14 protein-coding genes are annotated in these 12,881 nt (G+C 67.7%); 11 read left to right on the top strand and 3 right to left on the bottom strand.

The genetic code is table 11. The features are described from left to right. Positions 1 to 271: 271 nt before the first annotated feature. From F5544_RS28580 to F5544_RS47615, 10 genes are all read left to right on the top strand, one after another. Positions 272 to 673: a hypothetical protein gene (locus F5544_RS28580; protein ID WP_167476055.1), complete on the top strand. Its 402-nt coding sequence runs from the start codon at positions 272 to 274 to the stop codon at positions 671 to 673. Positions 674 to 699: 26 nt separating this feature from the next. Then, positions 700 to 1,032, top strand: coding sequence for a hypothetical protein (locus F5544_RS28575; protein WP_167476054.1), 333 nt, complete (start codon positions 700 to 702; stop codon positions 1,030 to 1,032). Between the two features lie 195 nt (positions 1,033 to 1,227). Beyond that, positions 1,228 to 1,584 (top strand): preprotein translocase subunit YajC, encoded by a 357-nt coding sequence (yajC, locus tag F5544_RS28570; protein WP_167476053.1) that lies wholly within the window; start codon positions 1,228 to 1,230, stop codon positions 1,582 to 1,584. A 99-nt stretch (positions 1,585 to 1,683) separates the two neighbouring features. After that, the gene (secD, locus tag F5544_RS28565; protein WP_167476052.1) at positions 1,684 to 3,456 is read left to right on the top strand and encodes a protein translocase subunit SecD; all 1,773 of its coding nucleotides are present in this window, start codon (positions 1,684 to 1,686) and stop codon (positions 3,454 to 3,456) included. After that, positions 3,453 to 4,673 (top strand): protein translocase subunit SecF, encoded by a 1,221-nt coding sequence (secF, locus tag F5544_RS28560; protein WP_167476051.1) that lies wholly within the window; start codon positions 3,453 to 3,455, stop codon positions 4,671 to 4,673. The genes secD and secF overlap by 4 nt, the downstream gene beginning before the upstream one ends. Positions 4,674 to 4,776: 103 nt before the next feature. Then, positions 4,777 to 6,495 (top strand): ABC transporter substrate-binding protein, encoded by a 1,719-nt coding sequence (locus F5544_RS28555; RefSeq protein ID WP_167476050.1) that lies wholly within the window; start codon positions 4,777 to 4,779, stop codon positions 6,493 to 6,495. A gap of 38 nt (positions 6,496 to 6,533) precedes the next feature. Next, on the top strand, positions 6,534 to 7,106 hold the full coding sequence (locus F5544_RS28550; protein ID WP_167476049.1) for an adenine phosphoribosyltransferase: 573 nt from the start codon (positions 6,534 to 6,536) through the stop codon (positions 7,104 to 7,106). A gap of 59 nt (positions 7,107 to 7,165) precedes the next feature. Then, complete coding sequence (locus tag F5544_RS28545; protein ID WP_167476048.1) at positions 7,166 to 7,777, top strand: DUF4291 domain-containing protein; 612 nt, start codon at positions 7,166 to 7,168, stop codon at positions 7,775 to 7,777. Between the two features lie 154 nt (positions 7,778 to 7,931). Continuing rightward, positions 7,932 to 9,521 (top strand): ATP-binding cassette domain-containing protein, encoded by a 1,590-nt coding sequence (locus tag F5544_RS28540; RefSeq protein ID WP_167476047.1) that lies wholly within the window; start codon positions 7,932 to 7,934, stop codon positions 9,519 to 9,521. After that, positions 9,518 to 9,589 (top strand): excalibur calcium-binding domain-containing protein, encoded by a 72-nt coding sequence (locus tag F5544_RS47615; RefSeq protein WP_428847186.1) that lies wholly within the window; start codon positions 9,518 to 9,520, stop codon positions 9,587 to 9,589. Before F5544_RS28540 ends, F5544_RS47615 begins: the two co-directional genes overlap by 4 nt. A gap of 1 nt (position 9,590) precedes the next feature. Here the strand turns inward: F5544_RS47615 and F5544_RS28535 are convergent, their stop codons facing one another. From F5544_RS28535 to F5544_RS28525, 3 genes are all read right to left on the bottom strand, one after another. After that, positions 9,591 to 9,944 (bottom strand): MmcQ/YjbR family DNA-binding protein, encoded by a 354-nt coding sequence (locus F5544_RS28535; protein WP_167476046.1) that lies wholly within the window; start codon positions 9,942 to 9,944, stop codon positions 9,591 to 9,593. Positions 9,945 to 9,964: 20 nt separating this feature from the next. Continuing rightward, complete coding sequence (locus F5544_RS28530) at positions 9,965 to 10,798, bottom strand: isocitrate lyase/PEP mutase family protein (protein WP_167476045.1); 834 nt, start codon at positions 10,796 to 10,798, stop codon at positions 9,965 to 9,967. 102 nt (positions 10,799 to 10,900) lie between these two features. Next, on the bottom strand, positions 10,901 to 12,163 hold the full coding sequence (locus F5544_RS28525; protein WP_167476044.1) for an MFS transporter: 1,263 nt from the start codon (positions 12,161 to 12,163) through the stop codon (positions 10,901 to 10,903). Between the two features lie 78 nt (positions 12,164 to 12,241). On the opposite strand from F5544_RS28525, the gene F5544_RS28520 reads away from it, so the two are divergent. Then, positions 12,242 to 12,850, top strand: a complete 609-nt coding sequence (locus tag F5544_RS28520; protein WP_167476043.1) for a CGNR zinc finger domain-containing protein — start codon at positions 12,242 to 12,244, stop codon at positions 12,848 to 12,850. Positions 12,851 to 12,881 lie beyond the last annotated feature (31 nt).

The following is a 12,881-nucleotide window of genomic DNA, read 5'->3' as shown; positions in this document are numbered from 1 at the left end:
CCTACCAGGTAACGCACGGTGCGCCACAGCATTTGGCCCGCCCCGACCCTCAGGTCGGGGCGGATCTATTTGTGATGCCGGTCACATTGGGGAACGCCGGGGCGACCCGGCGCATCCAATCTTGTGAACGCACCGAAAGTCTTTGGAGCTCAGGACTATTGGGATTCGTCCGCGTGGCGGCCGAATGCCGCGGTGTGTTCGCCGGGGGGATCGGCCGGGCGGCCGAATCCGCGTCACCGAAGTATTGGGGAAATGTGAAATGAAAGTATTTATGAAGTCTGCCGCGCGTGCCGCGAGTGTGCTGGCGATCGCCGGTGTCGCGGCCGCCGCTCCGCTGGTGGCGAATTCCGACCTGCTGTCCGCGCCGTCCGCACAGGCCGGATCGTGCGGCGGGCGGGCATTCGCCGCACCGCTGAACAAGTGGGGGCCGGTCGCCAATTCCAGCTGCAACGTGGCCGGGAGCCCCGGCCACCAGGTCTGCTACACGATCAACATCATCGGCAACGGCATACCGGTGGTGCAGGCGCGCGGTTACGACATCAACGGAAACGAGCAGTGGTACTCGATTCCGAACTCCACCGGCTGCGTCCCGTGGGGGAACGTCCTCGCGGTGCCCGGCATCCGGGCGACGACCCCGAACGTGACCGGTGTCCAGGTCACGTTCTCGCACTGAGAAAACTTCCGGGAAGGGGAGGAATCATGGGTAACACGATGCGTCGGCTGGCGGGTGTCACCGGCCTGGCCGCGAGCGTCGGCGCGGTGATCGCGCTCGGTGCGGGAACGGCCAACGCGGAGGCGAACCTCATCTATCACAAGGTCACCACCCACGGCTCGACGACGTCGGAGGTCTGGGGCTACTCGGATCGGCAGAGCTGCGAGGCCCGCGTAACGGCGCAGTCCAGGGCGCTGTTCAGTAATCAGCACCTGGGCGGCAGCGTCGAGCCGTGCCAGGAGATCAAGAAGGACAGGACAGGCGATCCGGCAGGTAATCCGTACGGCTTCTACGTCGTGCAGAACACCTGGCCGCGGTAGACAACCGGGAACCGCCGCATCCGTGCCGGGGACGCTGATTCGCCAAGCGTCCCCGGCGCATCGGCGTCTTCTGGGCCGGATGGCCGGATCTGGCGTGTCGAACCTGGCATGCCGGTGTGTCGATAACGACATGAACTGGCAGACTGTGTGGGTACTTGCCCGATCCGACCCACACACTAGGGACTGACTTCGACGATGGAACTCCTGTTACCGCTGCTGCTGGTAGCCCTGCTAGTGCCGATGTTCCTCGGCGTCCGCCGCCAGAAGCGGGAGGCCGAGAAGGTGGCCTCCATGCAGGACAACCTGAAAATCGGCGACCAAGTCATCACCACGTCGGGGCTCTACGGCACGGTGGTCGAAATCGACGACACCACCGTCGACCTCGAAATCGCCGAGGATGTCGTGACCACCTGGCTGCGCCGCGCGATCAGCGAGGTGCGCGCCGAGGACACGGCCGCGGAGACCGCCGACGATGCCGCGACCGACGCGCCCGAGAGCGCTCCGGTCGAGGAGTCCGCGGAGCAGACCGAGACCCGGCTGACCAAGGACTGACACTCGCCACCATCAGGGCGCCCGGCGCAGGCCCGACCATATGCGGCCGGGCGCGCTCGCCTGTTCCACCGTCGACCTCCCGCCTAGGAGATACGTACTGTGCCACCTTCCAAGGGAACGGGGCATCCGTTCCGGTTGCTCGGCGTCTACGCCGCGCTGCTGGCCGTCATCTACGCGCTGGTGTTCTTCACCGGTGACAAGGCCCCAACGCCGAAGCTCGGTATCGATCTGCAAGGCGGGACCCGGGTCACGCTGACCGCCCGCACCCCGGACGGCAGCAAACCGAGCCAAGACAGCCTGCATCGGGCGCAGTCGATCATCGAGAGCCGGGTGAACGGGCTCGGTGTGACGAACTCCGAGGTGGTCATCGACGGCGACAACCTCGTCGTCACCGTCCCGGGCGACAACGGTCAGCAGGCCAGGAGCCTGGCGGTGACCGCCAAGCTCTATATCCGTCCGGTGATGCCGGGCGGTATCGCACCCGCGAAGGGCTCCAAGCAGGACACGGGCACCGGTGCTCCGGCGCCGTCGGCCCCGCCCGCACTCGCTCCCGGCGAGAACCCGTCGACCGCGCCGGCGCCCGCGTCCCCTCCGGCGCCCGCGGCTCCTGAACAGCCCGCCCCGGAGCAGCAGCCCGCCCCGCAGAACCGAGTGTTCCCGGCACAGGGACCGACCGGCCAGGAGCAGCCGCCCACCTCGGCCCCCGCGACCCCGACGCCGACTCCGACGCAGACCCCGACCGGCGATCTGACCCCGCAGCAGAAGGCGGAAAAGGAGATCGCCGCCGCGAAGGCGCTGCGCCAGAGCACCGACCCGGCCGTGCAGCAGCAGGCGATGGCAACCCTCGACTGCTCCAAGCCCGATCCGCTGGCCGGCGCCGACGACCCGAACCTGCCGCTGGTGGCCTGCGGTTCGGACGGCAACGTCTACCTGCTGGACAAGAGCCGGATCAGCGGTGAGGAAATCGCCAACGCCACTTCGGGTTTCGACAAGATGGAAGCCCGCAACGTGGTCGACCTGACCTTCAAATCCACCGGCGCCGACCAGTGGACCGAGCTGACCAAGGAGTACCTGGGCAAGCAGATCGCGGTCGTGCTGGACACCAAGGTGATCACCGCGGCGACGGTGCAGGGCGTGCAGACCGACGGCCGCAGCCGCATCTCCGGTAACTTCACCGCCGCGAGCGCCCGCGACCTGGCCAATACGCTGAAGTACGGTTCGCTGCCGCTGTCGTTCCAGACCTCGGAGGCGGAATCGGTTTCGGCGACCCTCGGCCTGTCCTCGCTGCGCGCCGGCCTGCTCGCGGGCGCGATCGGCCTGGCCGTGGTTCTCGTCTACTGCCTGCTCTACTACCGCATGCTCGGCTTTCTCGCCGGCTTCTCGCTGGTGGCCTCGGGCGTCGCGGTGTACGGCCTGATCGTGCTGCTCGGCAGATGGATCGGCTTCACCCTCGACCTGGCCGGTATCGCCGGTCTGATCATCGGTATCGGTCTGACCGCCGACTCGTTCGTCGTCTTCTTCGAACGCATCAAGGACGAGATGCGCGAGGGCCGCAGCTTCCGTTCGGCGGTGCCGCGCGGCTGGGCCCGCGCCCAGCGCACCAACCTCTCGGGTAAGACGGTCAGCCTCATCGCCTCGGTGGTGCTCTACATCCTGGCCGCCGGGCAGGTGAAGGGTTTCGCGTTCACCCTCGGCGTCACTACCGTGCTCGACGTGATCGTGCTCTACCTGGTGACCGCGCCCCTGATGATGCTGGCGTCCCGGTCGCAGTTCTGGGCCAAGCCGTCGGTCAACGGACTCGGCGCTATCCAGCAACTCGCCAGGGAACGCAAGGCGGGCAGCATCACGGTTAAGGAGACGGCACGACGATGAGCAACTCCAGCCCAACCATCGACCCGGCCACCTTGACCGACGAACTGGACTACGAGGCCACCGCGCCGAAACATGGCTTCTTCGAACGCCTTTACACCGGCACCGGCGGATTCGAGATCGTCGGCAAGCGCAAGTTCTACTACGCGCTCACCGCGGCGTTCATCCTGATATCGGCGCTGAGCATCGGCATCAAGGGCTTCACCCTCGGCATCGATTTCGCGGGCGGTTCGCGCATTGCGCTGCCCGCCGCCGCGGGCGTCACCACCTCGAAGGTCGAGGATGTGTACGCCACCGCCATCGGCCACAAGCCGGTCTCGGTGCAGCAGGTCGGCTCCGGCGGTGCCGCATCCATCCAAATCCGTTCCGACACACTGGATCAGACGCAGACCGATAAACTGCAGACCGCGCTGTTCGACGCCTTCCACCCGAAGGACGGCAGCGGTAACCAGAGCCGCAACGCCATCTCCGTCGCGCAGATCAGCGAGACCTGGGGTGGGCAGATCACCCGCAAGGCGCTCATCGCGCTCGGCGTGTTCATCCTGCTGACCATGGTCTACATCGCGATCCGGTTCGAACGCGATATGTCCATCGCGGCCATCGCCTCGCTGTTCTTCAACATGATCGTCACGGCGGGTATTTACTCGCTGGTCGGTTTCGAGGTGACGCCCGCCGCCGTCATCGGTCTGCTCACCATCCTCGGTTACGTCCTCTACGACAATGTCGTCGTCTTCGACAAGGTGGAGGAAAACACCAGGGGCGTACTGCATTTGACCAAGCGCACCTACGGCGAGCAGGCGAATCTGGCGGCCAACCAGACGCTGATGCGGTCGATCAACACCACCGTCATCGGCATCCTGCCGATCGTCGGCATGCTGGTGATCGCGGTATGGCTGCTCGGCGTCGGCACGCTGAAGGATCTGGCGCTGGTGCAGCTGGTCGGCATGATCGTCGGCGCGTACTCGTCGATCTTCTTCGCGGTGCCGCTGCTGGTTTCGATCAAGGAGCGCTGGGGTCCGGTGGCGCAGCACACCAAGAAGGTGCTCGCGCGGCGCAACGGGCAGGCCGGTGCGGCGGCGCGAGCCGCGGCCGAGCGCCGGGTGCAGGCCGCGACCGGACGCAACTTCGACGAGCCGACCATGCAGATGCCGCGCCCCGCGGGCGCCGGACCACGCCCAGGTGCGCGCCCGAGCGGAAAGCGGCAGAAGCGGCGGCACTGACCCGTCTGCCGGGCGACCCGCCGGGTGCGGGTCGCGGGGCCGAGTGAACCCCGCGGCCGGTTATCACTGAACGACGCGATTCAACTCGGAGGCAAAGGAATTCATGCGTAGGCCGGGTACGTCGGTGCGACTGATCGGGGCATTGGCCGCCAGCGCCCTTGCCGCCGGGCTCATGACAGGCTGTGGCAGCAAGAATCAGGTGCCATCGATCGGGTACGCCGTCGACGCGGTGATCGCCAGCTATAACGGCGGTACCACGCTCGGCGCGAGCAGCGGCGCGTCCGCGGTGTTCGCGCGGGTGCTCACCGGGTTCTTCTACACCGGGCCGGATGGTCAGCAGGTGGCCGACACCGATGTCGGCACCGCCAAGGAGGTGCCGGGGGAGGCGCAGACCATCCAGTACCGGCTCAACCCGGACGGGGTGTACTCCGACGGGGTGAAGACCACCTGCGACGATCTGGTGCTGGCCTGGGCCGCGCGCAGCGGGCGGTTCACCAAACCCGGTGACCGCGGCCCGATCCCGCTGTTCGACGCGGCGAGCACGGCCGGATACGCCGATATCGAGCGGGTGGATTGTCAGCCGGGGTCCAAGGACGCGACGGTGGTGTTCCGCCCGGACCGCCACTACCTGCCGTGGCGCAACCTGTTCACCGCGGGGGAGATGATGCCCGCGCACGTCGCCGCGCGGGTGGCGAATGTGCCGAATGTGTCGGCGGCGCTGCAATCCGGCGATCCGGGTGCGCTGCAGCGGCTGGCCGACTTCTGGAACAGCGGCTGGACCATCGGATCCGGTTCGCTCGATATGAGCCGGTTCCCGTCCTCGGGTCCCTACCGCATCGAATCCTTCAGCGACAAGGACGGTTTGGTGCTGGTCGCCAACGAGCGCTGGTGGGGCAACAAGCCGCTCACCGGGCGCATCGTGGTGTTCCCGAAGACCGCCGACATCAAGAAGAAGGTGTCCGACAATGCCGTCGGCGTTGTCGATATCGGCGGCGGATCGGTGAAAGATCTGAACCTGGACGGCTTTTCGACGCAGACGGTGCCGGGCCGCGGCGCCGAGCAGCTGATACTGGCCACCGGCGGGGTATTCGGACCGGCCGACGCGCGCCGCGCCTTCGCGCTGTGCACGCCGCGGCAGGACCTGTTCGACAAGCTGGGCAAGGCCAAGGACGCCCCGAAGACCGGGCTCGGCGCCGGCCCGCTGAACTCTCGCATCACCCAACAGGATTCGCTCTTCTACGGGGCGACCACCGGCGCGGCGGGCAAGTACCGCGGCGGTGACGCGCCCGCCGCGGCCGCGGCATTGAAGGCGGCGGGTTCGCCGAATATCACTGTGCGCGTCGGATATACGAAGCCCGACGAGCGGCGCACCCAGACCGTCGCGATGATCGCCGACGCCTGCAAGGCGGCCGGAATCACCGTGGTGGACGCGGGCGCAACGGATTTCACACCCACCCAGCTCACCGAGGGCAAAGTCGACGCGGTGCTGGCCGGTACCGCATCGCGGCCGGGCCCGGCCGGATCGCTGTCCGGCGTCGCGGCCACGAGCGCGTTGCGCACCGGTAGCGGGCTCGATTTCGGCCGGTACGGCAACGGCCGTTACGATGCGATCACCGATCAGCTTGCGGCCGATGACAACTCGACCAACACGCTGAATCTGCTCACCGAGGCCGAGAACCTGCTGTGGGCCGACATGCCGAGCATTCCCCTGTTCGCCACGCCGCGCACCATCGCCTTCGGCAGCGGTATGCAGAACGGTATCGCCGGGGCCACCCAGGCGGGCACCGGGTGGAATATGGATCGCTGGGTGCTGAAGCGGTGACAGGTGATGTGGGTGAATGTGACCATGGAGAGGTGTCGATGAGTAAGCACGCGGCGATCGAGTCCAGCGAATTGGCCGCCGAGCGGGTGGCGAAGGCCGCCGAACAGGTCGAGCGCCTCACCCGTTGGCGCGACGATTTCCCGTCGCCCGGCGTCCGCTTCGCGGATCTCACCCCGGTATTCGCCGATTCCGAGGGTTTCCGGGCCGTTGTCGATTGCCTGGCCGCCTGCGCGCCCGACGCCGACCTGGTGGCCGGTGTCGACGCCCGCGGCTTCCTGCTAGGCGCGGGCGTGGCCGCCACCCTGGGCACCGGCGTGCTGGCCGTGCGCAAGGCGGGCAAGCTACCCCCGCCCGTGCTCAAGCGCGAATACAGCCTCGAATACGGCACCGCCGCCCTGGAGATCCCCGGCGACGGTGTCGAACTGCGCGGCCGTCGCATCCTGCTGCTCGACGACGTCCTCGCCACCGGCGGCACCCTCGCCGCGGCCGCCGAACTCTTCCGCCAGGCCGGCGCCGAAATCATCTCCGCCGCAGTCGTTCTCGAACTCGAATTCCTCGGCGGCCGGGCCAACCAGGGCGACTACCCGCTCACCTCCATCGTCAAGGTGTAGGCCCCATCCCCGGAATCGGGGGATTGCCGTCGAATAGCGGTGTGCCGCAATATCGTCCGATGGACTCCGAGACGCCACTGCGGCAGATACGAGCGGCGTACGACGACGAAACGGTCACCGTTTACCAGGCGTATGCGCCAGGTATCGCGGACGCCGCGCTGGCGGCGGGCACCTTCGTCGCACCGTTCAAGCGGGAGCGGATGACGTGGATCAAACCCTCCTTCCGCTGGATGATGTACCGGTGCGGCTGGGCGAATAAGCCCGGGCAGGAACGGGTGCTGGCGGTGACCCTCACCCGCACCGGATTCGAATGGGCGTTGCGGCACGCATGCCTGAGTCACTTTGCGCCCGAAGTGTATTCGGATCATGACGAATGGCAGGCGCGGCTCGGGCGCAGCCCGGTCCGCATCCAATGGGATCCGGAGCGGGATCTGCACCATCGGCCGTTGCCGCATCGCTCGGTGCAGATCGGGCTGGGCGGGGTCGCGGTCGAACAGTATGTGGACCGGTGGATCACCGGCATTCGCGATATCACCGCGACCGCGCACCGGATCGGGCGATGTGTCGCCGACGGTGAACTCGTGACGGCGGCGGCATTGCTGCCCGCCGAACGGCCGTATCCGCTGCCCGCCGAGATCGGCGCGGTGATAGGGGCGTCGGCGGGACTGTGATCCATTAATCACTGGCGTTCACGGCAGGGTTGTGGTTAACCTATTGCGGTCTTATTGCCGTTGATCGGAGTTACGCCATTGTTCCTGTGAGGTAGCCATTCGGGCGGCCCGCTGTTCGCGCGCCGCGTTCCGTCGCAACCTCTGTGGAGTTCACATGGCGAATATCTCTATTTCCGATCTCACCTTCGCGTGGCCGGACGGCACATCCGTATTCGATGGTCTCGCAACGATTCTCGGGCCCGGTCAGATCGGGTTGGTCGGTAGCAACGGCGCCGGTAAATCGACGCTGCTGCGGTTGATCGCGGGCGAGCTGACGCCCATGCGCGGCTCGATCACGACACCGGGGCGGCTCGGTTATCTGCGCCAGGACCTCGGGCTGGCGCCCGGTCAGCGCGTCGACGCGGTGCTCGGCATCGACGGGATTCGAAAGGCGTTGCACCGCATCGAATCAGGCATCGGCGACGATGCCGATTTCGAGATCGTCGGCAGCGGCTGGGATGTCGAAGAACGGGCGCTCGCACTGCTCGGGCGGCTCGGCCTGCACTACGTTGCCGATTCGGCCGAGCAGCTGGATCGCAGGCTGGAAACCCTCTCCGGCGGCGAGACGACGCTGCTCGGCCTGGTGGCCGAACTGCTGCGCGAACCCGATGCGCTGCTGCTCGACGAGCCCACCAACAACCTGGATCGGGTTGCGCGACAACGGCTCTACGAAGTGGTGGGTCAATTCTCCGGCACCGTGCTCACGGTGAGCCACGACCGCGAGCTGCTGGACCTGATGGACACCATCGCCGAGCTGCGGCAGGGCGAAATCCGATTGTTCGGCGGCAATTTCAGCGCATACGAGCGGATCGTCGCGGCCGAGCAGGAGGCGGCGCGGGCGGCCGTACGCGACGCCCGCGGCGATGTGCGCAGGCAGGCACGGGAATTGGTGGAGGCGCGGATCAAACTGGATCGCAGGCAGCGGTACGGGCAGAAGATGTGGGACACCAAGCGTGAACCGAAAATCATTATGGCCGAACGCAAACGGCAGGCCCAGGTGTCGGCGGGCAAGCTGCGCAACAACCATATCGAGAAGCTCGACACGGCGAAGGAGCATTTGCAGCAGGCGCAGGAGCTGGTGCGTGACGACCGGGAGATCCGGGTCGACCTGCCGGATACCCGGCTGTATCCGGGGCAGGCGGTGATCGAATTGGACGATGTCGAACTGGCCTGTGGCCCAACGGTTTCGTTGCGGGTCGCCGGTCCGGAGCGGATCGCGCTCACCGGCCGCAACGGTGTCGGGAAGACGACACTCCTGCGCTGGATCGCGGCGGCAGGGCCGCAGGTGCCGTGGCGGATGCTGCCGCAGCGGCTCGACATCTTCGACGAGCGGCGGTCGGTATTCGAGAATGTGGCCGCGGCCGCGCCGCATGCAGAACCGGAGCGGATCCGGGCGCGGTTGGCGCGCTTTCTGTTTCGCGGCTCCGACGCCGATGTCGAGGCGTCGGCGCTGTCCGGCGGTGAGCGGCTGCGTGCGGCGCTGGCCATGCTGCTGCTGTCGGATCCCGCACCGAAACTGCTCTTGCTCGACGAACCGACCAACAATCTCGACCTGCCGAGCCTGGACCATCTCACCCAGGCGCTGGCCGGATTCGAGGGCGCGCTGATCGTGGTGAGCCACGATCCACGGTTCCTCGCCGATATCGGGGTCACCCGCTATCTGGAGCTGACCTCGGAAGGGATCGAGGAGACCTTGGCGCGCTGATATTCGACCCGGGCTACCGGGCCGGTCTCGATCGCGACGGCGACGGAATCGCCTGCGAGACGAAGTAATTCAGTCGAGTAAAGCCGCGAGCTTCTTCGGCGCCACCACCCGGTAAGCGTCGCGGACGATCGCGGCCAACTCGACCCAGTCCGGATCGACGTCGAGGCGGATGCCGAGCCAACCGCGGTGCCCGACATACGGGGGCCGATAGAAACGCTCCGGCTCGGCGTCGATCAAATCGGCCTGGACACCGGGCGGCGCCGGACACCAGATAGTGGGGCCCGGCTCGTCGTAATGCCCGCCGGTGAACATGGTGAAGGTGGTTTTGGTGCGGACGAAGAAGGTCGGCACGCCGTGGCTGAGCCGCTCACTGCTCTCCGGCAGCGCCAGACAGATCTCCCTGATCCGCGTCAACGGGTCCACACCAGCAGTTTAGGCCCGGCTCAACTGCGCAGCAGCCCCTGCACGGCGCCGAAGTCGGGTCCGTCGGCCAGCGCCGAATACGTGCCCTTCTCGAGCAATTCGCGGGCCGCCTCGGCCGCCCGCGCGTAGGCCGCCTGGGTCAGCGCCGATCCGACGCTGACCCGGCGCACACCCGCCGCCGCGAGCTCGGCGACACTCGGTCCGCCCGGCCCGGTCATCACGTTGATCGGCAGCGGCGACTTTTCGGCCAGCGCGGTGAGCGTCGGCAGGTCGAGCAGACCGGGGACGAACAGGCTGTCCGCGCCCGCCTCCGCATAGGCGATGGACCTGGCAAGCACATCGTCGAAGCGACCGGCTTCCGCGCCGATGCCGAACAGATAGACGTCGGTGCGCGCGTTGACGACCAATTCCGGCAGTCCGGCCGCCGCGGCGGCGGTGCGTGCCGCGCGCAGCCGCTCCGCCTGCGCGGCCGGTTCGTGCAGCGGACCGCCCGGCGCCAGCGAATCCTCCAGATTGACCCCGACGGCTCCGGCGTCGACAACGGCCGCTATGGTCGCCGCGACATCGGATGGCGTTGGGCCGTAGCCACTTTCGATATCCGCCGTAACCGGTACCGATACCACGGACGTGATGCGGCGGATCAGGGCGACCATATCCTCACGGCTCAATCGTTCACCGTCGGTGCGGCCGAGCGCCCAGGAGGCGCCCGCACTGGTGGTGGCTATGGCGGGCGCTCCCGCCTCGGCGATGACGGCCGCGCTCAGCGCGTCCCAGGCGTTGGGCAGGACGAAAACGCCCTCGGCATGCAGATTGCGGAAGTTCTGTGCGGCGGCGCGTTGCGCGTCGTTCACCATCTCGGTTTCCCCGTGTCGTGGATGATTCGTCGAATACGCCGACCGTAATCCGGAAATCCGTGCTCACCAAGAGTTTTCGGGACAAAAAATGACAAGATCCGGTCAGGCGTCGATCGGTTCGCCCGCCGTGCTTCCGGACGCCGGAACGGTCCGCGGCGCCGGGTTGCCCGGTATGCGCGAAAGCGTGTGCGCGGCATGGCGGATCAGCGCCGCGATGGCGGCCATGGCGACCAGCGCGCAGACGCCGCTCCAGCCGAACGCGTCGTACACCTGGACGCCGAGCCAGGAACCCAGGCTGCCGCCGAGGAAGGCGCACGTCATATAGGCGGTGTTAAGGCGGCTGCGAATCTCGGGCGCCAGCGCGAAGATTCGCGCCTGATTCGCGACCTGGCCAGCCTGTGTCGCGATATCGAGCAGCAGCATGCCCGCGGCGAGTCCGGCGATGCCCGCCACACCGTGTAGTCCACCGGTCCACAGGATCGCGGCCGAGAGCAATACGCCGAGGAAGGCCAGCAGGCTCACCCGGTCGCTGCCGCGCCGGTCGGAGAGGCGGCCAGCGCGCGGGGTCACGAAGACGCTGCCCGCGCCGACCAGCGCGATCAGCCCGACAACGCTTGTGCCCAAACGATATTCCGGACCCGTCAGGTAAAGCGCCAGGCTCGTCCACGCGGCGCTGAACGCGCCGAAGACGGTGAACTGGTAGAACGCGGAGCGGCGCAGTTCGGGTTCGGTGCCGAGCAGCCGCAGCGACTGCCGCACCAGCACCGGGTATTTCAGCCGCGACGCCGGGTCGTTCGCAGGCACCACCCGGCGCAGCATCAGGGTGAGCAGCAGAATCACCACGGCCGCAACGACATACGGTACGCGCCAGCCCGCCCATTCGCCGATGGCGCCGGAGAAGGTGCGGGCCAGCAGGATTCCGGCGATCAGCCCGCTCAGCAGCGTGCCGGTGATCGCGCCGCGCCGCTGCGGGTCCACCAATCCCGCCGCCATCGGGATGATCAGCTGCGGGACGACGGTGGTGACCCCGACGAGCGCGGCCGCGGGCAGCAAGACCGCGGCCGTCGGCGCCGCCGCGGCGACCAGCAGCCCGGCGCAGGTGAGCAGTGGCAGCGCGGTGAGCAGCGAACGGTACGGCAACCGGTCGCCCAGCGGGACGAGCAGGAATATGCCGATGGCGTAACCGATTTGGGTCGCCGTGACCACCAGCGCCGCGGTCCGCGGATCGATGTGCAGATCGGTCGCGATGAGCGGCGCGAGCGCCTGCGGGAAGTAGACATCGGCCACCATGACGCCGCAGGCGAGGGCGAGCAGCAGGATGACGGCGCGTTTCGGCCCGGGCGATGCCGAGGCGGGTATGGACATGCGTACCTCACGAAGAGAACCAGTTTGACTGGTTCATGAAGGTACCAGTAAAACCGGTTCTTCGATAGACTGGGCGCCGTGCCGACTGCTGCCGAAAAATCAAGCGCGCCAAGTTCGTCCACCCCGCGATTCCGGCAGGGCGCGGGCCGGATCAGCCTCGACTTCGTGCGCACGCTGCGGTATCGGGGAACGGCGACGGCGGTCGACGAACTGTCCGATCCCGCCGCGCTGGCGGCCTGGGTGCGGCAGTGTGGCCCGATCCGGGCCGGTCGGATCGCTCCGCCCACGGCCGCCGCCCTCACCGAGGCGCGCGCCGTACGCGAGGCGGCCTATGCGCTCATCGAGGCCGCGCGCTCGGGTGCGGGAGCCGATGCCTGCCCGGGCTCGGCCCGCCGGATACTCAACAACTCGGCGCTCGGCGCACCGCCCGCACCGCAGCTGTCGAACGGGCAATTGAGCTGGATCGCCGAAGATCCGGTGTCCGCCACCCTGGTGCTGATCGCGCGAGATGCATTGGAACTGGCCACTTCCGAGCACGCCGACCGCATCCGTATCTGCGCGGGCGCGGACTGTCACGCACTGTTCCTCGACACCTCCCGCCCGGGCAGCCGCCGCTGGTGTTCGATGGGCACCTGCGGCAACCGCGCGAAGAAGGCGGCGCTGCGCGAGCGTACCGAGGGCCGCTGAGTCAGGTTGGATCCGTTGCCGGATCCTTGAC

Source organism: Nocardia arthritidis, assembly GCF_011801145.1.
GTDB classification, from domain to species: Bacteria; Actinomycetota; Actinomycetes; order Mycobacteriales; family Mycobacteriaceae; genus Nocardia; species Nocardia arthritidis_A.
The sequence above is the reverse complement of the archived record's forward strand: the minus strand, read 5'-3'. Positions and strand labels throughout refer to the sequence as shown.

Excerpts from the sequence above, each read along its gene's own strand:
- F5544_RS28580 (WP_167476055.1), top strand. The coding sequence starts at position 272 with ATGAAGTCTGCCGCGCGTGCCGCGAGTGTGCTGGCGATCGCCGGTGTC.
- F5544_RS28575 (WP_167476054.1), top strand. The coding sequence starts at position 700 with ATGGGTAACACGATGCGTCGGCTGGCGGGTGTCACCGGCCTGGCCGCG.
- yajC (WP_167476053.1), top strand. The coding sequence starts at position 1,228 with ATGGAACTCCTGTTACCGCTGCTGCTGGTAGCCCTGCTAGTGCCGATG.
- secF (WP_167476051.1), top strand. The coding sequence starts at position 3,453 with ATGAGCAACTCCAGCCCAACCATCGACCCGGCCACCTTGACCGACGAA.
- F5544_RS28555 (WP_167476050.1), top strand. The coding sequence starts at position 4,777 with ATGCGTAGGCCGGGTACGTCGGTGCGACTGATCGGGGCATTGGCCGCC.
- F5544_RS28550 (WP_167476049.1), top strand. The coding sequence starts at position 6,534 with ATGAGTAAGCACGCGGCGATCGAGTCCAGCGAATTGGCCGCCGAGCGG.
- F5544_RS28545 (WP_167476048.1), top strand. The coding sequence starts at position 7,166 with ATGGACTCCGAGACGCCACTGCGGCAGATACGAGCGGCGTACGACGAC.
- F5544_RS28540 (WP_167476047.1), top strand. The coding sequence starts at position 7,932 with ATGGCGAATATCTCTATTTCCGATCTCACCTTCGCGTGGCCGGACGGC.
- F5544_RS28530 (WP_167476045.1), bottom strand. The coding sequence starts at position 10,798 with ATGGTGAACGACGCGCAACGCGCCGCCGCACAGAACTTCCGCAATCTG.
- F5544_RS28525 (WP_167476044.1), bottom strand. The coding sequence starts at position 12,163 with ATGTCCATACCCGCCTCGGCATCGCCCGGGCCGAAACGCGCCGTCATC.